The organism is Stenotrophomonas sp. YJH_SMC_80, assembly GCF_059372495.1.
The window spans coordinates 521922-541199 of sequence record NZ_JCAFVP010000001.1 but is presented as its reverse complement, the minus strand read 5'-3'; the positions used below and the strand labels follow the sequence as shown (position 1 = coordinate 541199).

General features: G+C 66.9%; 18 protein-coding genes. 5 read left to right on the top strand and 13 right to left on the bottom strand.

The features are described from left to right. Positions 1 to 94: 94 nt before the first annotated feature. The 3 genes from AC5P99_RS02320 to rlmD all read right to left on the bottom strand — a co-directional run bounded on the left by AC5P99_RS02320 (position 95) and on the right by rlmD (position 2758). On the bottom strand, positions 95 to 790 hold the full coding sequence (locus AC5P99_RS02320; protein ID WP_033834348.1) for a DsbA family oxidoreductase: 696 nt from the start codon (positions 788 to 790) through the stop codon (positions 95 to 97). Between the two features lie 113 nt (positions 791 to 903). Further along, entirely contained in the window at positions 904 to 1389 is a 486-nt protein-coding gene (locus AC5P99_RS02315; protein ID WP_495212851.1) for a CYTH domain-containing protein, read from the bottom strand. A 34-nt stretch (positions 1390 to 1423) separates the two neighbouring features. Continuing rightward, positions 1424 to 2758 (bottom strand): 23S rRNA (uracil(1939)-C(5))-methyltransferase RlmD, encoded by a 1335-nt coding sequence (gene rlmD, locus AC5P99_RS02310; protein WP_005414201.1) that lies wholly within the window; start codon positions 2756 to 2758, stop codon positions 1424 to 1426. Between the two features lie 127 nt (positions 2759 to 2885). On the opposite strand from rlmD, the gene AC5P99_RS02305 reads away from it, so the two are divergent. Further along, the gene (locus AC5P99_RS02305; protein WP_005410597.1) at positions 2886 to 3614 is read left to right on the top strand and encodes a response regulator; all 729 of its coding nucleotides are present in this window, start codon (positions 2886 to 2888) and stop codon (positions 3612 to 3614) included. 679 nt (positions 3615 to 4293) lie between these two features. On the opposite strand, the gene recO is transcribed toward AC5P99_RS02305, so the two are convergent. The 9 genes from recO to rpoE all read right to left on the bottom strand — a co-directional run bounded on the left by recO (position 4294) and on the right by rpoE (position 12962). Further along, positions 4294 to 5013 (bottom strand): DNA repair protein RecO, encoded by a 720-nt coding sequence (gene recO / locus AC5P99_RS02300; RefSeq protein ID WP_005410598.1) that lies wholly within the window; start codon positions 5011 to 5013, stop codon positions 4294 to 4296. Between the two features lie 18 nt (positions 5014 to 5031). Beyond that, positions 5032 to 5928, bottom strand: coding sequence for a GTPase Era (gene era, locus AC5P99_RS02295; protein ID WP_495212850.1), 897 nt, complete (start codon positions 5926 to 5928; stop codon positions 5032 to 5034). Continuing rightward, on the bottom strand, positions 5925 to 6605 hold the full coding sequence (gene rnc / locus AC5P99_RS02290) for a ribonuclease III (protein ID WP_005410600.1): 681 nt from the start codon (positions 6603 to 6605) through the stop codon (positions 5925 to 5927). Before rnc ends, era begins: the two co-directional genes overlap by 4 nt. Continuing rightward, a complete protein-coding gene (locus AC5P99_RS02285; protein WP_005410601.1) occupies positions 6595 to 6978 on the bottom strand; it encodes a DUF4845 domain-containing protein in 384 nt (127 codons plus the stop codon). The genes rnc and AC5P99_RS02285 overlap by 11 nt, the downstream gene beginning before the upstream one ends. Positions 6979 to 7030: 52 nt before the next feature. After that, a complete protein-coding gene (lepB, locus tag AC5P99_RS02280; RefSeq protein ID WP_005410602.1) occupies positions 7031 to 7825 on the bottom strand; it encodes a signal peptidase I in 795 nt (264 codons plus the stop codon). A 54-nt stretch (positions 7826 to 7879) separates the two neighbouring features. After that, a complete protein-coding gene (gene lepA / locus AC5P99_RS02275; RefSeq protein ID WP_005410603.1) occupies positions 7880 to 9673 on the bottom strand; it encodes a translation elongation factor 4 in 1794 nt (597 codons plus the stop codon). A gap of 180 nt (positions 9674 to 9853) precedes the next feature. After that, the gene (locus AC5P99_RS02270; RefSeq protein WP_005410604.1) at positions 9854 to 11389 is read right to left on the bottom strand and encodes a DegQ family serine endoprotease; all 1536 of its coding nucleotides are present in this window, start codon (positions 11387 to 11389) and stop codon (positions 9854 to 9856) included. Between the two features lie 74 nt (positions 11390 to 11463). Next, on the bottom strand, positions 11464 to 12345 hold the full coding sequence (locus tag AC5P99_RS02265) for a sigma-E factor negative regulatory protein (RefSeq protein ID WP_049402273.1): 882 nt from the start codon (positions 12343 to 12345) through the stop codon (positions 11464 to 11466). Further along, on the bottom strand, positions 12342 to 12962 hold the full coding sequence (gene rpoE, locus AC5P99_RS02260) for an RNA polymerase sigma factor RpoE (RefSeq protein WP_005414197.1): 621 nt from the start codon (positions 12960 to 12962) through the stop codon (positions 12342 to 12344). The genes AC5P99_RS02265 and rpoE overlap by 4 nt, the downstream gene beginning before the upstream one ends. Positions 12963 to 13197: 235 nt before the next feature. Between rpoE and AC5P99_RS02255 the strand changes: the two genes are divergently transcribed. The 4 genes from AC5P99_RS02255 (at position 13198) to AC5P99_RS02240 (ending at position 18267) form a co-directional block, all read left to right on the top strand. Then, a complete protein-coding gene (locus tag AC5P99_RS02255; protein ID WP_043034534.1) occupies positions 13198 to 15261 on the top strand; it encodes a 3-hydroxyacyl-CoA dehydrogenase NAD-binding domain-containing protein in 2064 nt (687 codons plus the stop codon). A 647-nt stretch (positions 15262 to 15908) separates the two neighbouring features. Continuing rightward, a complete protein-coding gene (locus AC5P99_RS02250; protein ID WP_005410608.1) occupies positions 15909 to 16772 on the top strand; it encodes a pirin family protein in 864 nt (287 codons plus the stop codon). A 121-nt stretch (positions 16773 to 16893) separates the two neighbouring features. Then, positions 16894 to 17613, top strand: coding sequence for an aquaporin Z (gene aqpZ, locus AC5P99_RS02245; protein ID WP_005414195.1), 720 nt, complete (start codon positions 16894 to 16896; stop codon positions 17611 to 17613). Positions 17614 to 17808: 195 nt separating this feature from the next. Next, complete coding sequence (locus tag AC5P99_RS02240) at positions 17809 to 18267, top strand: hypothetical protein (RefSeq protein WP_005410610.1); 459 nt, start codon at positions 17809 to 17811, stop codon at positions 18265 to 18267. A gap of 128 nt (positions 18268 to 18395) precedes the next feature. Here the strand turns inward: AC5P99_RS02240 and AC5P99_RS02235 are convergent, their stop codons facing one another. Continuing rightward, entirely contained in the window at positions 18396 to 19247 is an 852-nt protein-coding gene (locus tag AC5P99_RS02235; RefSeq protein WP_495212849.1) for a pirin family protein, read from the bottom strand. Positions 19248 to 19278 lie beyond the last annotated feature (31 nt).

The window sequence follows — 19278 nt, the reverse complement described above, 5'->3', positions numbered from 1 at the left end:
CGGCCGACAGGCGCAGTGGTCAGAAAAAGGGGAGTGTGCGGTCAGAGGCCCTGCGGGGGGTCGGATCCCCGCAGGGGCCCTGACCCCGATCTGCTCAGACCTTGCAGCCGTCCGGGCCGCAGGCCTCGTCGTCGCCAGCCGGGGTGGCCGGAGCGCCCTGTTCGGCGGCAATCTGGCGCAGGGCGTTGGCGAAGGCCTCGGGGGGCTGCGCCCCGGAAATGGCCCACTTTCCATCGATGACGAAGGTCGGCACCGAGGAGATGCCCAGCGCATGCGCCTCCGCCAGCTTGGCTTCGACCTCGGCCAGGCCGCGGTCGGAGGCCAGCATCTGCGCGATTTCGCCGCCGTCCAGGCCGCCCGCCACACCGGCCTTGATCAACACCGCGCTGTCCGCCAGGTTCTGGCCAAGCTCGAAGTGGGCGCGGAACAGCGCCTCCCCGACCGCGTCCTGCACGCCGTGCTGGCCGGCCAGCCACAGCACCCGGTGCGCCGGCAGCGTGGTCACCCGCACCTGGCCCCGGCTGAAGTCCATCGGCAGGCCTTCCGCACGCGCCGTGGTCTGGGTCTGGCCGAGGATCTGCTCGGTGCGCTCGACGCCGCCGAACTTGCGCACATAGGCCTCACGCAGCGGCACCGGGGTTGCGTCCGCGTCCGGGTCCAGCTGGAACGGCTGCCAGTGGATATCGAGTTCAGGCGCATCGGCGCCCAGCAACTGCACGCCCTGCTGGAAACGATGCTTGCCGATCCAGCACCAGGGACAGACCACGTCGGAGTAGATGTCGATTCTCATCCCCCCGACATGGGGCCCGCCCCCGCCGAAAAAAGGGGACGGAGGAGATTAAGTCGCTTTCCGCACAGGCGGGGTAAAGACGACTTAATCCCCTCCGTCCCCTTTTCAGGGTTTCACCACTGTGAATAGGGACGACTGGCGAGCGCGACGTTGTAGTAGCGGGCGTCGTCGGTGACTTCCGCGCCGGCCCAGTCCGGCAGCTGGATGGCCTGGTCGGCGCTGTCCAGTTCCACCTCGGCCACCACCAGGCCGGCGTTGTCGCCGAGGAACTCGTCCACTTCCCAGGTCAGGCCGGCGTGCTCGACCAGATGGCGGCGCTTGTCGATCAAGCCACCCACGCACAGCGCCAGCAGCGCGCGCGCGTCCTCCACCGGAATCGGGTAATCGAATTCCTGCCGGGTGTGGCCGATGGTGCGCGACTTCAGGTTCAGCGCAGCATGGTCGCCCTCGATACGCACGCGCACCGAGGCGTTCTGGGTACCGCGATCCAGCGCGCCCATGTCGTTGATGTAGCCCTGCGCCATCGGGATCACCCGGTGCGCAGCGGATCGCCAGCCATCGTTGATGACCAGGAATTTGCGTTCGATTTCAATGCCCATGGCGCGATTATGCGCCATGGGTGATGACAGCCGCTCAGCGCTTCTCGAACACCGCGATGCTTTCCACGTGCGCGGTGTGCGGGAACATGTCCATGGCACCGGCGCTGACCAGGGTGAAGCCCTGTTCATTGACCAGATAACCGGCATCGCGTGCCAGCGAACCCGGGTGACAGCTGACATAGACGATGCGCTTGAACTGCTTCAGCGGCAGCTGCTGCAGCACTTCGATGGCGCCCGAGCGCGGCGGGTCCAGCAGCAGCTTGTCGAAGCCCTGGCGCATCCACGGCGTGCTGCGCTGGTCCTGGGTCAGGTCGGCGCTGAAGAACTGGGCGTTGGCCAGGCCGTTGCGCACGGCATTCTCACGGGCACGCGCGACCAGGCCGGCATCGCCTTCCACACCCACCACTTCGCGCACGCGGCGGGCCAGCGGCAGGGTGAAGTTGCCCAGGCCGCAGAACAGGTCAAGCACGCGTTCGTCCTCGCCCGGCTCAAGCAGGTCCAGAGCGTGGGCGATCATCTTTTCGTTGAGCTTGGCGTTGACCTGGATGAAGTCCAGCGGGCGGAACGCCAGTTCCACGTCCCAAGGCGCCAACCGGAACGACAGCGGTACCCCCTGCCCGTCCAGCGGCTGCACGGTGTCCACGCCGCCGGATTGCAGGTAGATCACGAAACCATGCTGCTGGCCAAAGGCGGCCCAGGCGGCGCGGTCGGCATCGCTGAGCGGCTGCAGGTGACGTACGGTCAGCACCACCGCCTGATCGCCGGCGATGAACTCGATCTGCGGGATGTCGCGCTTGCCATCGAGCGATTCGATGAAGGTCGACAAGGCCTCGACCTTGGTACCGATCTCCGGGATCACGGTCAGGCACTGGCTGAGATCGGCGACGAAACGCGGGTCCTGTTCACGGAAACCGACCAGGGTCTTGTCCTTCTTCTCGACCCGGCGCACCGAGAAGCGGCCCTTGCGGCGATAACCCCAGCTCTCGCCGACCAGCGGCGCCAGCACCTTGCCCGGCTTCACATGGCCGATCCGCTCCAGGTTGTCCATCAGCACGCGCTGCTTGGCGACGATCTGCTGGTCTTCGTCCAGATGCTGCAGCACGCAGCCGGCGCAGGTACCGAAATGCGGGCACTTCGGGGTCACGCGCTGGGGCGAGGCCTGCAGCACTTCCACCGTGCGCGCCTCGTCGAAATGGCGGCTGCGGGCGGTCTGTTCGGCCATGACCACCTCGCCCGGCAGGGCGCCGCTGACGAAGGTGACCTTGCCGCCCTCGCCTTCACGGCGGGCGACGCCGCGACCATCATGGCTGAGGTCGAGGATCTCGGTCTGGAACGGGGTACGGTCGATGCGGGAGCGGGATCGGGCCACGTGGCAACAGGCTGCGGGCAAAAATGGGGGCACATTGTCGCAGATCCTGACTGGCAGGGTCCGGACCCGCTTGCGCCCGCCGCCGCCGTGCTTGATGATTGCAGCAGCTGACATGGAGGCAGCCCTGATGCAGATGACCCCGCGGGCCAGCCGGCCCCGCTTCCTGCTTGTCGAGGACGACATCATCAGCCGCGGTTTTTTCAAAGCGGCGTTGGAAACGTTACCGGCGGACGTGGACACCGCAGATTCATTGGCCAGCGCGCTGGCCAGCGCCGAGCCCGGCGCGCATGACCTGTGGCTGATCGACGTCAACCTGCCGGACGGCAATGGCGCGCAGCTGCTGCGTGAACTGCGCCGTTCACACCCCGATACCCCGGCATTGGCGCATACCGCCGATGGCGACACCTCCATCCATGCCCGCCTGCGCGAAGCTGGCTTCAGCGACACGCTGGTCAAGCCGCTGGGCCGCGACCAGTTGCTGAAGGCCGTGCGCCGGGCACTGGTGAACAGCCCGGCGGGGATCTCCGTTGCCCCGGCTCCGGCAGCGGTCGAGCTGCAGGTACAGGACTGGGACGAGACCGCGGCACTGGCCGCGCTCAATGGCCAGCGCAACCACTTGATCGCGCTGCGCGAGCTGTTCCTGGCCGAGTTGCCGGGCGTACGCGATGCGGTCGAGCAGGCCGTGGACCAGCACGACGAGCGACAGCTGCGCAGCCAGCTGCACCGGTTGCAGGCGAGCTGTGGGTTTGTCGGCGCGGCACGGCTGGGACGGGCGGTGCGGCAGCTGCATCATGCGCCCGAGTCCGGGCAGGCCCAGGCGGGGTTCCGCGACGCGGTGGCGGCCCTGCTGCATTGAGGGTTGGTCGGCAGGGCTGCGCCCTGCACCCGCAGAGGCTTCAAGCCAAGGCAACAGCAAAAGCAAAAGCTGGCATTCCGTGGGGTGGCGGGGCGGTATCGGAGTGCGGGGACGCCGTAAACCCGTCCATGGGGGCTTGGCAGCCGCATCCATGCGGCTGACACCCCGCCCTCCGACACCGCCCCACCCCTGACAATTTCCCGGTGTCTGGTAGATCCACGCCGTGCGTGGATGAATCTCTGTCAGATATCGAAATCAATCTGGGGGTCGGATCCGTTTTCCTGTGGAAAACGGATCCGACCCCATGCCATTCCGACAGCTCGCAAGAATCTGTCGAAGGCGGGGTGGGTCCGGTTGAGGGGGCGTGAGCCGCATGGGCCCGAGGCATGCCTCGGGCGGGTTGGGCAGGACGCCCAACCCCGGTCTTGCCGTGTGCGCAGGACAGCGCACACGAGCAAGCGGCGACCGAGCTTACATGGGTGAGGGCGCTTTGCTTGCGAAGCACTGCTTCGCAAGCGCCCGAACGCACAGCCGCCACGGCTGGGCCGGACCCCGGAGGGGGACTTGCAGCGCCCCCCGCAACCGGACCCATCCCGCCATCCCACGGAATGCATGCTGTTGTTGTTGCTGTTGCTTTGGCCTCGGCAGGTGCAGGGCTGCAAGCCCTGCCGAACACCCCCTACCTGCGGGGCGCGAGCTGCTCGAGCATTTCCCAGGACTTCAGGCCGCGTGGCCCGAGGTGATGGGCCAGCACCCGCCGCATCGGCAGGCGCAGGCTGGCCAGGTCGGCGGCAGCGGGCTCTTCGTCGGCCGCCAACGCCAGCAGCGCCGAGCCAGTGGCCGCCGCCCGGCGTTCCCCACCACGCTCACTGAGCAGGCGCTGCGCGCCTTCCTGTGGGTCCAGCTCGTAGCGCGCGGCCGGGTCGATCGGCTGGCCGTCGCTGGCACTGTCCAGTTCGAAACCCAGGCCCAGCGCGGTCAGCAGCTCGCGCTCGAAACGACGCAGCGTCCAGGCCAGGCCGGCACCGACCGCCAGCCGTGCGCGCGCTTCGCCATAGGCCAGATACAACTCAGGCAACGGATCCTGGCGAGGTGCCAGGCGCAGGGTCAGTTCACTCAGATAGAAGCCGGCCAGCATCGCCTGGCCGACCAGGCGCGGGGCCGCATCCAGCGCTTCAGCGCCGCGCAACTGGGCCAGTTCACCGCGCTGCTGGGCGCTGAAGCGGATCCACTGCAATGGCTGCAGGGCAGCGCGCAGCACCTGGCCCTTGGCGGTTGACACACCACGCGCGAGCAGGCCGACGCGGCCATGCTGCGCGCTCAACACCTCGACCAGCAGGCTGGTCTCGCGGTAGGCCCGCGCATGCAGCACGAAGCCGGTGTCGTCCTCGATCATCATCGAAGCGACCGCAACGGCTTACTCGTAACCGAAGGCCTTCAGCGCGGCCTCGTCATCGGACCAGCCTTCACGCACGCGCACCCAGGTCTCAAGGAACACCTTGGCCCCGAACAGACGCTCCATCTGCAGGCGGGACTTGGCGCCGATCTCCTTGAGGCGGGCGCCGCCCTTGCCGATCACGATGGCCTTCTGGCCTTCGCGCTCGACCCAGATCACCGCGCCGATGCGCAACAGGTTGCCGTCCTCGGTGAAGCGCTCGATCTCAACGGTGGTAGCGTACGGCAGCTCTTCGCCGAGCTGGCGCATCAGCTGCTCGCGTACCAGCTCGCCGGCCAGGAAACGCTGGCTGCGGTCGGTGATCTCGTCCTCGCCGAACATCGGCGGCGCTTCCGGAAGCAGCTTCAGCACGTCGCGCACCAACGCTTCCAGGCCATTGCGCTTCTGCGCCGAGATCGGATGCACGGCAGCGAAATCACGGCCTTCGGTCACCTGCTGCAGGAACGGCAGCAGCGCGCCCTTTTCCTTCAGGCGATCGATCTTGTTGACCACCAGCACCACCGGAATGCCGGCATCGCGCAGCACATTGAAGGCCAGGCTGTCTTCTTCATCCCAGCGACCGGCCTCGATCACCAGCAGGCCGGCATCGACGCCCTCCAGCGAGCCGCGCGCGGCACGGTTCATCACCCGGTTCATCGCCCGCTTCTGCACCTTGTGCAGGCCGGGGGTATCAACCAGCACCAGCTGGCCTTCCGGGTAGGTGGCGATGCCCAGCAGGCGATGGCGCGTGGTCTGCGGACGGTTGGAAACGATGCTGACCTTCGCACCGACCAGGCCATTGGTCAGGGTCGACTTGCCCACGTTCGGGCGGCCGATGACGGCCACGCTGCCGCAATGATGAGGAGTTTGTTCGCTCACTTGGAATCCAGTTGTTCTAGGACGGCCGCAGCCGCCTGTTGTTCGGCAAGCCGCCGCGAGGCGCCTTCGCCCTCGGTGCTGGCGGCCGGGTCGGCTACGTTGCAGCGTACCCGGAAGTGCTTGGCATGGTCGTCACCGGATTCTGACACCAGTTCATACTGCGGCAACGCCTTCTGTCGGGCCTGCAGCCATTCCTGCAGGCGGGTCTTGGGGTCCTTCTCGGGACGGCCGGAGGCCGGCAGCGCCTCGATCGAAGCGCTGAACCAGGGCAGTACCACCGCCCGGCAGGCCTCGAAGCCGGCATCCAGGTAGATCGCAGCCACCACGGCTTCCACTGCGTCGGCCAGGATCGAGTCGCGGCGATGACCGCCGGACTTCATTTCGCCCGGGCCCAGGGTCAGCCGCTCGCCCAACTGCAGGGTGCGCGCGATCACCGCCAACGCACCTTCGCGCACCAGCTCGGCACGGGCACGGGTCATCGCCCCTTCGTCAGCCTTGGGCCAGCGTCGGTACAACGCCTCGGCCGCCATCATGTTGACGATGCTGTCGCCGAGGAACTCCAGGCGCTCGTTGTGCGGCGCACCGGCACTGCGATGCGTCAGCGCCTGCTTGAGCAGGGCCGGGTCGCTGAAGGCATGACCGATCAGGTCGCCACGTTGGATGAATTTACTGGGCACCGCTTCGTGTCAGGTCCTGGGAAGAATCGAATTTGCCAACCACATCGAGGTTGCCGATCAGCTGGCGACGCACTTCGTAGTTGACCTTGAGGGTCCAGCCATTGTCGCGACGGTCGAACTTCACGTTGGCCGGCTTCACATTGTCCGAGTAGTTGATGTACAGGCGCTTGAAGAACAGGTCCTGGATCCGCGACGGCTCCATGCTGCCCACGCCCGGCTCGTTGGCCAGGCTCTTCATCGCCGAGCGCACGGCGTAGTACTCCTGGTACATCGGGAACAGTTTCATGCCGATGTAGAGGAAGAAACCGACCACGATCAGGACCGTCAGGAACGAGGTCAGGGTCATGCCGCGCTGCGTGTTCATCGTCTTCATTGCGTTCTCCCCAGATACGCGTTGGATGTGAAGGTACTCAGTTGATGCCCGATCAGTTGATGCTCGAGCCGATCCGCGACGGCTCGAAGCCATCCTTGCAGAACCAGCCCTGGCAGTTCAGCCAGATCAGGAAGGCCTTGCCGCGCAGGTTCTCCTCCGGCAGCAGGCCCCAGAAACGGCCGTCGTCGCTGTTGTCGCGGTTGTCGCCCATCACCAGGTACTTGCCGGCCGGCACCGTCCACTGGCCCTGGCCGCGCGGGTAGTCGGTCTCCAGCACGGTGTGGGTGCGGCCCGGCAGGTGCTCGACCAGCAGGTTGGCGCCTTCGCCCTGGCCCTTGTGGCCGGCGTAGATGCCCTTGTTGTCGTACTTCAGCGGCTCGCCATTGAGGATCACGCCGTCGCCTTCGAAGACCACGGTGTCACCCGGCACGCCGATCACGCGCTTGATGAAGTTCTCGCCCTTGGCCGGGTCGTTGTCGCTGTGGCCGGGGAAGTGGAATACCACCACGTCGCCACGCGAGGGCTCGCCGAACGGCACGATCCTGGTGTTGCTGATCGGCAGGCGCAGGCCGTAGGAGAACTTGTTGACCAGGATGAAATCGCCGATCAGCAGGTTCGGCATCATCGAGCTGGACGGGATCTTGTACGGTTCGGCAATGAAGCTGCGCACGATCAGCACGATCGCCAGCACCGGGAAGAATGCACGCGAGTAATCCACCAGCACCGGCTCGGAATCGAGCAGGCCGGCGCGCTGGGCGCGACGCTTGGCGAGGTACAGCTTGTCCGCAAGCAGGATCAGGCCCGAGGCCAGGGTCAGCACGACCAGGAGGATCTCAAACAGTTTCATTCAGGGTCCTTTGCAACGTCACCGGACGACCGGCCCCGCAGGGCCGGTGCGGGATTACTTGTTGTCCATCTGCAGCACGGCCAGGAACGCTTCCTGCGGGATCTCCACGCGGCCGACCTGCTTCATGCGCTTCTTGCCTTCCTTCTGCTTTTCCAGAAGCTTCTTCTTGCGCGAAACGTCGCCACCATAGCACTTGGCCAGCACGTTCTTGCGCATGGCCTTGACCGTGGTACGGGCGATGATCTGCGAGCCGACCGCAGCCTGGATGGCGACGTCGAACATCTGGCGCGGAATCAGGTCCTTCATCTTCTCGCACAGCTCGCGGCCACGACGGTCGGCATGGCTGCGGTGCACGATCAGCGACAGTGCGTCGACCTTGTCGCCGTTGATCAGCACGTCCACGCGCACGAACGGGCCGGCGTCGAAGCGCACGAAGTGGTAGTCCAGCGAGGCGTAGCCACGGCTGACCGACTTCAGCTTGTCGAAGAAGTCCAGCACCACCTCGGCCATCGGCAGCTCATAGCTGATCTGCACCTGGCTGCCCAGGTAGTTGATGCCGATCTGGCTGCCGCGCTTTTCTTCGCACAGCTTGATGATGTTGCCGATGTACTCCTCGGGAGTGAGCACGTTGGCACGGATGATCGGCTCGCGGATCTCCTCGACCTGGTTCACCGGCGGCAGCTTCGCCGGGTTGTCCATGTTGATGATCGAGCCATCGGTCTTCAGGACTTCATACACCACCGTCGGCGCGGTGCTGATCAGGTCCAGGTTGTACTCGCGCTCCAGGCGTTCCTGCACGATTTCCATGTGCAGCATGCCCAGGAAGCCGCAGCGGAAGCCGAAGCCCATCGCCTCGGAGCTTTCCGGCTCGAAACGCAGCGCGGCATCGTTCAGGCGCAGCTTGTCCAGCGCTTCGCGCAGGTCCGGGTAATCTTCGGCATCGACCGGGAACAGACCGGCGAACACGCGCGGCTGCATTTCCTGGAAGCCCGGCAGCGGCTTCGGTGCCGGGTCGCCGGCCAGGGTCAGGGTGTCGCCGACCGGCGCACCGTGCACGTCCTTGATGCTGGCGGTGACCCAGCCCACTTCACCGGCACGCAGCGCAGGCAGCACTTTCCGCTTCGGCGTGAACACGCCGACGTTGTCGACCTGGTGATTGCGGCCGGTGGACATCACCTGCAGCTTGTCACCGGCCTTGATCTCGCCCTGCATCACGCGTACCAGCGAGACCACGCCCAGGTAGTTGTCGAACCAGGAGTCGATGATCAGCGCCTGCAGCTTCTCGGTGTCGCGCGGTGTCGGCGGCGGGATGCGATGCACGATCGCTTCCAGCACGTCCTGCACGTTCAGGCCGGTCTTGGCACTGACCGGCACGGCGTCGGAGGCGTCGATGCCGATCACGGCCTCGATCTCGGCCTTGGCGCGCTCGATGTCGGCGGTCGGCAGGTCGATCTTGTTGATCACCGGCACCACTTCCAGGCCCTGCTCCACCGCGGTGTAGCAGTTGGCCACGGACTGCGCTTCCACGCCCTGGGCCGCATCGACCACCAGCAGCGCGCCTTCGCAGGCGGCCAGCGAGCGACTGACTTCATAGGAGAAGTCGACGTGGCCGGGGGTGTCGATGAAGTTCAGATGGTAGGTCTGCCCGTCCTTGGCCAGGTACGGCAACGACACCGACTGCGCCTTGATCGTGATGCCGCGCTCGCGCTCGATCGGGTTGGAGTCGAGCACCTGCGCTTCCATCTCGCGGGCCTGCAGGCCACCACAGAGCTGGATGATGCGGTCGGCCAGCGTGGACTTGCCGTGGTCGACATGGGCGATGATGGAGAAGTTGCGGATGTTCCGCATCGAATCAGAAGACATAGGTGGCGGCGGCGCGCGGCGTCGTCAGGGTAACGGTCGATTATCGCATGCCCGGCGCCCCACCGCGAAAGCGGACTGCTCGGGCCCCGCCCGGAAAGGCCGAAGCCCCGCCAGGGCGGGGCTTCAGGGGAGACACAGGGGCCGCCGAAGCGGCCCCGGCGGGCCTTACTGGCCGGCCTTGACCGCCACGAAGGCGCTGTTGCCGTTGCCGGTGCGCACCAGCAGCATCACCACGTCGTCCTTCTTGTAGCTGGACAGCGCCCGGTTCAGGCTCTCCACGCTGCCGACCGGGGTACGGCCGACCTGCAGGATCACCATGCCCGGGGACAGGCCGGCATCACGCGCCGCCTGGCCCTTGACTCCGGTGATGCGCACGCCTTCGTTGCCATCCAGGCCGAACTGCTTGCGCTGCGGTGCGGTCAGGTCGCTCACGTCCAGCCCCAGCAGGGCATTGGCGCCGGCCTGCGGTGCCGCATCGGGCCTGGCGGCAGACGCCGCACGGGCATTGCCCTGACCGTCTTCGCTCAGCGCCGTGAGCGTGGCGCTGAGGTCGCGCGGCTTGCCGTCGCGGATCACCCCCAGCGTGACCCGGCTGCCCGGTGCCATCGCACCGATCAGCGGCGGCAGGTCGGACCAGCTGTTGACCGGGCTGCCGTTGACCGAACGCACCACGTCGCCGATCTGCACACCGGCCTTCTCTGCGGCACTGCCGGCGACGATCTGGTTGACCAGCGCGCCACGGCTGTCGGGCAGGCCCAGGCCCTGCGCCTTCAGCGCATCGATCGGCTCGACCACCGCACCCAGCTGGCCACGGGTGACCTTGCCACTCTTTTTGATCTGCTCGACCGCGCTCATCGCCAGGTCGATCGGGATCGCGAAGCTGATGCCCATGTAGCCGCCGGAGGCGGAGAAGATCTGCGAGTTGATGCCGACCACTTCGCCGCGGGTGTTCAGCAACGGACCGCCGGAGTTGCCCTGGTTGATCGCCACGTCGGTCTGGATGAACGGCACGTAGCGCTGGTCGGCGCCACCCGTGCTACGCCCCAGTGCACTGACGATACCGGCGGTGACCGAATGGTCGAGACCGAACGGCGAGCCGATCGCGACAACCCACTGGCCGGGCTTCAGCGTATTGGAATCACCCACGCGCACGGTCGGCAGGTTCTTGCCATCGATCTTCAGCAGCGCCACGTCGTACTGCTGGTCGCTGCCCACCACCTTGGCGTTGAACTCACGGCTGTCGCCCAGCTTGACCTTCACGTCGCTGGCATCGGCCACCACGTGGTAGTTGGTCAGCACATAGCCATCGGGCGAAATGATGAAGCCCGAGCCCATGCCGCGGCCCTTGATGCTGGGGCCACCGTCCGGGCCGCCCGGGCCCTGCCCCGGCATCGGGAAGTCCGGGCCGAAGAAGCGACGGAAGAACTCCGGCATGTCGTCGTCACCGCCCATCGGGCCCCGCGAAGCCTGGCGGTTGGTGCGGACGATGGTGGTGTCGACGTTGACCACACCCGGCCCGACCTGTTCAACAAGGTTGGTGAAATCGGGCAGGCCGGTAACCAGCGGCTGTGCCGGTGCCCTTGGCGCGGTGGCTGGAGCAGCCTGGGTCGGGGCGGCCGGAGCCGGTGCCTGCGCGCAGGCCACCAGCGGCAGGGTCAGGGCCAACAGGCCCATGGCCTGCGTGCGGAGTCGGGGAGTCATCGGACGGCAACCTCCGGATCGGATGGAAAGAGGAATACGGGCCCCGCTGACGGCGGGGCGTGAAAGCGCCCGGCTCAGTCGCGCGGGCGCGGCGGCACCGGCAGGTCGTCCTGCAGGCGCGGCTCGAACGGGTAGAAGGCGGCGCCACCGGTATGGGCCGGGAAGCTGGCATTGAGCGCGCCGCCGGCGGCAGGCGCCAGGCTGGAACGCGGCCACGGCCGCGCCTGCAGCCCACCGACCTCGCCAAACGGCATGTTGCGGCTGCCATTGGCCGGTATGGTCGGGGTCAGCGGCGCCTGCGCAGCAGCCACCGCGCGTTGCGGCACGTCCTCACGCTGGGCGGCACGCGCGGCCTGCTGGCTGCGGGTGGCACTGGCGCGGCGGGTGTCCTGGCGGCGACCGGCAGTGGCCATCGCCAGGGCGGGAGCCGCCGCCACAGCCATCGCGGCCGTGTCTGCAGAGGCTTCGGTAACCGGGGCAGGATCGGTCGGCACGGTCGGCAGCTCCGCCTGGCTGGCGATCACCTGAGGTGCCAACGGCTCGCCCGGGGTGGCTTCCTTCAGCTTCTCACCGCCCATGAACAGCGCCACCGCTGCCACTGAAGCGGCCAGTGCGGCACCACCGCCCCAGGCCCGCCAGCCACTGCGACGCACCTGACGGCGCGGCTCGGCCTGCGGCGCAGGCTCGGCGGCGATGGCAGCAGCCACGGCGGAACTGAACCCGGCCGGGGCCAGTGCCGACGCCTGCCCACGCATCACGTCGCCCAGCAGCTGCCAGCGCTCCTGGCAGCCGGCCAGTTCGGGGTCATGCTCCATCCGCCGCAGCAGGAAGCGCGCTTCATCGGCGCCCAGCTCGCCATCGACCAGGGCCGACAGCTGCTCGCGATGGCGCTGGTCCAGGCGCTGCCCGGCGGGCGATTGATGGTTCTGCGATTCGTTGAACGGGTTACTGGTCATACGCGGCTCTTCTCACGGGTGGCGCTGCCGATATCCAACAGCGGCCGGAGTTCGGTGTCGATCGCCTCGCGCGCCCGGAAGATCCGTGAACGCACGGTGCCGATCGGGCACCCCATTTTCTGCGCGATTTCCTCGTAGCTCAGGCCTTCCACCTCGCGCAGGGTGATCGCCGACCGGAGCTCTTCCGGCAGCGCGTTGACGGCCTTCATCACCGTCTGTTCCAGCTCCTGGCGCATCAACTCGCGTTCGGGCGTGTCGGTGTCGCGCAGGCGCGTACCACTGTCGAACTGTTCGGCATCGCCGATGTCGATGTCATCGGTCGGTGGCCGTCGATTGTGTGAAGCCAGGTAGTTTTTGGCGGTATTCACGGCGATTCGATGCAACCAGGTTGAGAACTGGGCGTCGCCACGGAAACTTCCGATCGCGCGATAGGCGCGGATGAAAGTGTCCTGGGCGACGTCCTGACATTCGCTCCAGTCGGCGATGTAGCGGCCGACAAGGGCCACCACGCGATGCTGGTACTTGCGCACCAGGACATCGAACGCGGCGCTCTCGCCGTGCTGCACGCGCCGGACCAGTTCCAGATCCAGCTCCTGTGGTGTATCAACCTCGGCCATGAGGGGCCGCACTCCTGTCAGCCCAACCGACGTCGGGCAATGAGACTGCCAATCCCGGGAAAAGTTCAGTCGCCGATCACCCGGCGCCGCACCAGCTTTTAACCACCGTTCCGTTAGCGTTCCGGTCCACGGCCATGGATCCGGGGTCGCCACTCCCCTGCTATTGGGATTTGACGCGGGGGAAACAACCTCTGGATCATAGCCGCTTCTCCATACACAACCGGATGGAACGTCCATGCTCTCAGGCTTCGATGGTCTCCGCTTCAGCCACTGGCACCCCGAGATCCGCGACGACGGCGTGGTGGTCCTCTCCCTGGATCGCCAGGACAGCAGCGTCAATGCCATGTCGCAGGATGTGCTGCTGGAACTGGGTGACCTGCTTGAGCGCATTGCACTGGACCCGCCCAAGGGCGTGGTGATCCAGTCGCTGAAGAAAGCCGGCTTCATTGCCGGGGCGGACCTGAAGGAGTTCCAGGAGTTCGACCGTCGCGGCACCGTCAACGACGCCATCCGCCGCGGCCAGGCTACCTACCAGAAGCTGGCCGAGCTGCCCTGCCCCACCGTGGCGGCCATCCACGGCCATTGCCTGGGCGGCGGCACCGAGCTGGCGCTGGCCTGCCGCTATCGCGTGGCCTCCAATGACAGCAGCACCCGCATCGGCCTGCCGGAAACCCAGCTGGGCATCTTCCCGGGCTGGGGCGGCAGCGCGCGCCTGCCGCAGCTGGTCGGCGCGCCAGCGGCAATGGACATGATGCTGACCGGCCGTACGCTGTCGGCCTCGGCCGCGCGTGGCATCGGGCTGGTGGACAAGGTGGTGGCACCGGCCGTGGTGCTCGACACCGCCGTGGCGCTGGCGCTGTCCGGCACCACGCGCCCGTTCAAGCAGCGCGCGACGGCCTGGGCCACCAACACCTGGCTGGCACGCACGCTGCTGGCACCGCAGATGGTCAAGCAGGTCGCACGCAAGGCCAAGAAGGACCAGTATCCGGCGCCCTACGCGCTGATCAGCACCTGGCAGCGCAGTGGCGGCAAGCCGATCCAGGCGCGTTTGGACGCCGAGCGCCGCGCGGTGGTGAAGCTGGCCAGCACCCCGACCGCGCGCAACCTGATCCGCATTTTCTTCCTCACCGAACGCCTGAAGGGCCTCGGTGGTGGTGATTCCGGCATCCGCCACGTGCACGTGGTCGGCGCCGGCGTGATGGGCGGTGACATCGCCGCCTGGGCCGCCTACAAGGGCTTTGAAGTGACTCTCCAGGACCGCGAGCAGCGCTTCATCGACCCGGCCATGGAGCGCGCGCAGGCGCTGTTCGCCAAGAAGGTGCGCGACGAGAGCAAGCGCCCCGCCGTGGCCGCGCGCCTGCGTGCCGACCTGGAAGGCAACGGCGTGGCCGAGGCCGACCTGGTGATCGAAGCGATCATCGAGAACCCGGAAGCCAAGCGTGCGCTGTACCAGACGCTGGAACCGAAGATGAAGCTGGACGCGCTGCTGACCACCAACACCTCGTCGATTCCGCTGGTGGAACTGCGCGACCACATCCAGCGCCCGGCGCAGTTTGCTGGCCTGCACTACTTCAACCCGGTGGCGCAGATGCCACTGGTGGAGATCATCCACCACGACGGCATGGCGCCGGAGACCGAGCGCCGCCTGGCCGCGTTCTGCAAGGCGCTGGGCAAGTTCCCGGTACCGGTGGCCGGCAGCCCGGGCTTCCTGGTCAACCGCGTGCTGTTCCCGTACATGCTGGAAGCCGCCACCGCATATGCCGAAGGCATTCCGGGCCCGGTGATCGACAGGGCCGCGGTGAAGTTCGGCATGCCGATGGGCCCGATCGAACTGATCGACACCGTCGGCCTGGACGTGGCCGCCGGCGTCGGCCGCGAACTGGCGCCGTTCCTGGGCCTGCAGATTCCAGCAGCCTTGCAGACGGTGGAGCCGGACAAGCGCGGCAAGAAGGACGGCCAGGGCATCTATACCTGGGAAAACGGCAAGCCGAAGAAGCCGGACGTGGCCAGCGATTACCAGGCCCCGGCCGATCTTGAGGACCGCCTGATCCTGCCGCTGTTGAACGAGGCGGTGGCGTGCCTGCACGAAGGCGTTGTGGCCGATGCGGACCTGCTGGATGCCGGCGTGATCTTCGGTACCGGCTTTGCCCCGTTCCGCGGCGGTCCGATCCAGCACATCCGCGCAGTGGGAGCCGATGCGATCGTCGAACGGTTGAAGGCATTGCAGCAGCGCCACGGCGACCGTTTCGCCCCGCGCCCGGGCTGGGACAACCCCGCCCTGCGCGAACCAGTGGTTTGAGTTTATCGGCCGGGCCTGCGGCCCTGCGCCCGCGGTAGTGCCGGCCGCTGGCCGGCAACCTCAAAAGCCAGAGCCGGAGCAACAGCCGGCTCTGGCTTTTCTGTTTGTTGGGCGGGACGGTGTCGGGTTGCGGGGACGCCGTAAACCCGTCCTTGGGGGCTTGGCCGCGGCATCCATGCCGCGGACACCCCGCAACCCGACACCGCCCCACCCCTGACAGTTTCCCGGTGACGGTGGGTGAACTGCGATGGCTGTAGGTGTCGACCTTGTTCGGCACGGATCATTACGAACTGGTGGGTGTCGACCTTGGTCGCCACCAGGAGCGAAGCGACCGGCGTTTGATTTTGATTTTCTTTTTTCTTCTCCGTGGCTGGACGCACACGGAAACTGTCAGAGGTCGGGCGGGGTGGATTCGCGGGGGTGTCCGCGGCATGGATGCCGCGGCCAAGCCTCCACGGACGGATTCACGGCGTCCCCCGCGAACCCACCCCGCCCGGCCAAGCGCGGCTTTTGCTTTACGCGACCAACCCCACAGCCACGAGGGGCTGCGCCGTTGGCTGGAACACCCTGTTACCCATACGGGGCATGTGCCCGTCACAGCTGCATGCGATGCTGACCGCCTGATCCCTGCCAGCGAGAACGCCCGCATGACCACCATCATCGCCCCGCGCGTGCACGACATCGGCGGACTCGAAGTCCGTCGCGCCGTCCCCACCCTGCAGGCGCGCAGCATCGGCTCGTTCGTGTTCGTCGACCAGATGGGCCCGGCGCTCATGCATCCCGGCACGGCCATCGACGTGCGCCCGCATCCGCATATCGGCCTGGCCACCGTCACCTACCTGTGGTCGGGCGCCATCGGCCATCGCGACACACTCGGTTCGGACCAGGTGATCCGCCCCGGAGACGTCAACTGGATGACCGCTGGCCGCGGCATCGCCCATTCCGAGCGCACGCCGCAACCGGACCGCGATCACGACAACCCGATCCACGGCATGCAGACCTGGGTGGCGCTGCCGAAGTCACATGAAGAGATCGAGCCGGCGTTCTACCACCACGCCGCGGCCACCCTGCCCGAGCAGCGCCGCAACGGTGCCTGGCTGCGCGTCATCGCCGGCCGCGCCTATGGCGAGGAATCGCCGGTGAAGGTGTTCGCCGACACCCTCAACGTGGCAATCGATCTCGACCCGGATGCGGAGATCGATATCGACGACGGCCACCGCGAGCGCGCGCTGTACATCCTCGAAGGCGACGCACAGCTGGATGGCGTGGACATCCCTGCACAGCATCTGGTGATTCCCGAAGCCGGCGCACGCGGCCGCCTGCGCGCGAAGACGCCGGTGAAGGCGATGCTGTTCGGTGGCGAGCCGCTGGATGGCCCGCGTCACCTGTGGTGGAACTTCGTGTCCAGCTCGAAGGAACGCATCGAGCAGGCCAAGCACGATTGGGAGGCCGGCCGCTTCGGGACCATTCCGGGCGACGACAAGGAATTCATCCCGCTGCCGCAGTACTGAACATCGCGTGTTGCACACGTCCGAAGGTGTATGCCTGCACCCGGCGTTGACGCTACAGTCACCCGCTGATCATTGAAATGTGACATAAATCACACTTTCGACCGTCAAAGGAGTGCAACACATGAGCATGGGTAAACGCTTGTCCGCCGAATTCCTCGGCACGTTCTGGCTGGTTCTGGGTGGCTGCGGCAGTGCGGTGCTGGCCGCCAAGTTCGGCGGTGACAGCAATCCGCTGGGTATCGGGTTCCTCGGCGTGGCGCTCGCCTTCGGCCTGACCGTGGTGACCGGCGCCTATGCGTTCGGCCATATCTCCGGCGCGCACTTCAATCCGGCGGTCAGCGTCGGCCTGTGGGCCGGTGGCCGCTTCCCGACCAAGGACCTGGTGCCGTACATCATCGCCCAGGTGGCTGGTGGCCTGTTGGCCGGCTTCATCCTGCTGCAGATCGCCTCGGGGGCCAGCGGCTTCGCCATCGACGGCAGCCAGGCCGGTGCGTTCGCCAGCAATGGCTATGGTGCGCTGTCGCCCGGCGGCTACAGCGTGGCGGCGGCCTTCCTGTGCGAAGTGGTGCTGACCGCCGTGTTCCTGATCGTGATCATGGGCGCCACCCACGGCAAGGCACCGGCTGGCTTCGCGCCGCTGGCGATCGGCCTGTCGCTGACCCTGATCCATCTGATCAGCATCCCGGTCACCAACACCTCGGTGAACCCGGCCCGCTCCACCGCCGTGGCCTTCTTCGCCGGCAGCGGGGCGGTCAGCCAGCTGTGGCTGTTCTGGGTCGCCCCGCTGCTGGGCGGTGCGATCGGCGGCATCATCTACAAGTGGCTCGGCAACGACCGCTGAGGCCTGTGCGGACCATTGCGGCCGACCTTCGGCCGCAATGGTTACGCTTGTAACCGCAATTTGTGCGATCGCTCACGTTCCGTTAAGGTTGAGTTGACCGTCCGTGCACATGCCGGCCGGCGGGGCATCCGGGGATGGGATGCCAAGGCCGCCGGTCCATCCGACGGAGCCACGACACACCACCTTGGGGGATGCATGAAGTTCGCGCCTGTAGTGTTGTCGAGCCTGCTGTTCGCTGCGGCCCAGGCCGCCGCGCAGGCTCCCACCGAATGTCCTTCATTGCCGGCCAACAGCGGCCTGCAGTGGCAACAGCAGGCACAGGCCGATTTCCTGGTCTGCCGCGCCAGCACCAGCGATGGCCGCGAGGTACTGAGCCTGATGCTCAGTGCACGCGATCCCAACCTTCCATTGAACCGCTCGCTGCGCCACGAAAAGGGCAGCTTCGGCGGTGAATCACTGTACTGGTACCAGCCCGATCTGGGAGGCCAGCAGCCGCCCGGTTATGCCGAGCGCCGCATCAGCGTGGTCAAGCTCGACAAAGGGCGTTACGCGCAGATTTCGCTGTATCCGGACAGCGCGCAGGAACTGGGTTCGCTGCAACAGCTGGCGCAGGGGATGAGCCTGACCCCGTCGGCCGTGGCTGCCGGGAACTGACGATGGCGGGGATGACTGCCTTGCAGCATCCCCGCAATGCGAGCCGACCTGACGGTAGTGCCGGCCGCTGGCCGGCACCTCGATCCGCCGTGACCGCAGGCAGTTGCCGGCCAACGGCCGGCACCGCCTCAGAACTTGCCTTCCTGGAAATCGACGAAGGCCTGCATCAGTTCCTGCCGCGTGTTCATCACGAACGGGCCATGGCGCATCACCGGTTCTCGCAACGGACGACCAGCCACCAGGATCAGCCGCGCACCCTCGCTGCCGGCCGACAGATGCAGCTGCTCGCCACCGCCCAGCACCGCCAGTTCCTGGCGGGCGACGTCGCGCGCCGCGTCCTGCTCACCCACCGTCACCGCACCTTCGAACACATACGCGAAGGCGTTGTGCCCTTCCGGCAAGGCATAGGTCCAGGCGCGATCCGGGGCCAGCGTGATGTCCAGGTACAGCGGATCGGTGGCCGGCTGCACGATCGGGCCCTGCGTGCCATCCACGTTGCCGGCGATCACCTTCACTTCCACGCCGGCGTCCGGCCGCACCACGGGAATGCGCTCGGGTGCGAACTCCTGGTACTTCGGCTCGGTCATCTTCTCTTTCGCCGGCAGGTTCACCCACAGCTGGAAGCCGCGCATCTGACCGCTTTCCTGCTCGGGCATTTCCGAATGCACCAGGCCACGGCCTGCGGTCATCCACTGCACGCTGCCCGGGGTAAGCAGGCCCTCGTTGCCGTGGTTGTCGCGATGCCGCATGCGCCCGTCGAGCATGTAGGTGACGGTCTCGAAACCGCGATGCGGATGCTCCGGGAAGCCGGCGATGTAGTCCTCGGCACGGTCGGTGCCGAATTCATCGAGCAGCAGGAACGGGTCCAGGTCAGACAGCGTCGGGCCGCCGATGACGCGGGTCAGGCGCACGCCGGCACCGTCGGAGGTGGGCATGCCACGGATGGTCCGCAGTACGCGGACCGGTTCGGGAAAGCTCATGGCGACTCCTGTTGGATGGATGTCACTGAAG

What these genes read in the sequence shown, in the direction of transcription:
- AC5P99_RS02250 (WP_005410608.1), top strand. Translation starts at nt 15,909, where the DNA reads ATGACCACCATCATCGCCCCGCGCGTGCACGACATCGGCGGACTCGAA.
- lepA (WP_005410603.1), bottom strand. Translation starts at nt 9,673, where the DNA reads ATGCGGAACATCCGCAACTTCTCCATCATCGCCCATGTCGACCACGGC.
- AC5P99_RS02235 (WP_495212849.1), bottom strand. Translation starts at nt 19,247, where the DNA reads ATGAGCTTTCCCGAACCGGTCCGCGTACTGCGGACCATCCGTGGCATG.
- AC5P99_RS02270 (WP_005410604.1), bottom strand. Translation starts at nt 11,389, where the DNA reads ATGACTCCCCGACTCCGCACGCAGGCCATGGGCCTGTTGGCCCTGACC.
- lepB (WP_005410602.1), bottom strand. Translation starts at nt 7,825, where the DNA reads ATGAAACTGTTTGAGATCCTCCTGGTCGTGCTGACCCTGGCCTCGGGC.
- aqpZ (WP_005414195.1), top strand. Translation starts at nt 16,894, where the DNA reads ATGAGCATGGGTAAACGCTTGTCCGCCGAATTCCTCGGCACGTTCTGG.
- AC5P99_RS02320 (WP_033834348.1), bottom strand. Translation starts at nt 790, where the DNA reads ATGAGAATCGACATCTACTCCGACGTGGTCTGTCCCTGGTGCTGGATC.
- AC5P99_RS02255 (WP_043034534.1), top strand. Translation starts at nt 13,198, where the DNA reads ATGCTCTCAGGCTTCGATGGTCTCCGCTTCAGCCACTGGCACCCCGAG.
- AC5P99_RS02285 (WP_005410601.1), bottom strand. Translation starts at nt 6,978, where the DNA reads ATGAAGACGATGAACACGCAGCGCGGCATGACCCTGACCTCGTTCCTG.
- AC5P99_RS02315 (WP_495212851.1), bottom strand. Translation starts at nt 1,389, where the DNA reads ATGGGCATTGAAATCGAACGCAAATTCCTGGTCATCAACGATGGCTGG.
- recO (WP_005410598.1), bottom strand. Translation starts at nt 5,013, where the DNA reads ATGATGATCGAGGACGACACCGGCTTCGTGCTGCATGCGCGGGCCTAC.
- rpoE (WP_005414197.1), bottom strand. Translation starts at nt 12,962, where the DNA reads ATGGCCGAGGTTGATACACCACAGGAGCTGGATCTGGAACTGGTCCGG.
- AC5P99_RS02240 (WP_005410610.1), top strand. Translation starts at nt 17,809, where the DNA reads ATGAAGTTCGCGCCTGTAGTGTTGTCGAGCCTGCTGTTCGCTGCGGCC.
- AC5P99_RS02305 (WP_005410597.1), top strand. Translation starts at nt 2,886, where the DNA reads ATGCAGATGACCCCGCGGGCCAGCCGGCCCCGCTTCCTGCTTGTCGAG.
- AC5P99_RS02265 (WP_049402273.1), bottom strand. Translation starts at nt 12,345, where the DNA reads ATGACCAGTAACCCGTTCAACGAATCGCAGAACCATCAATCGCCCGCC.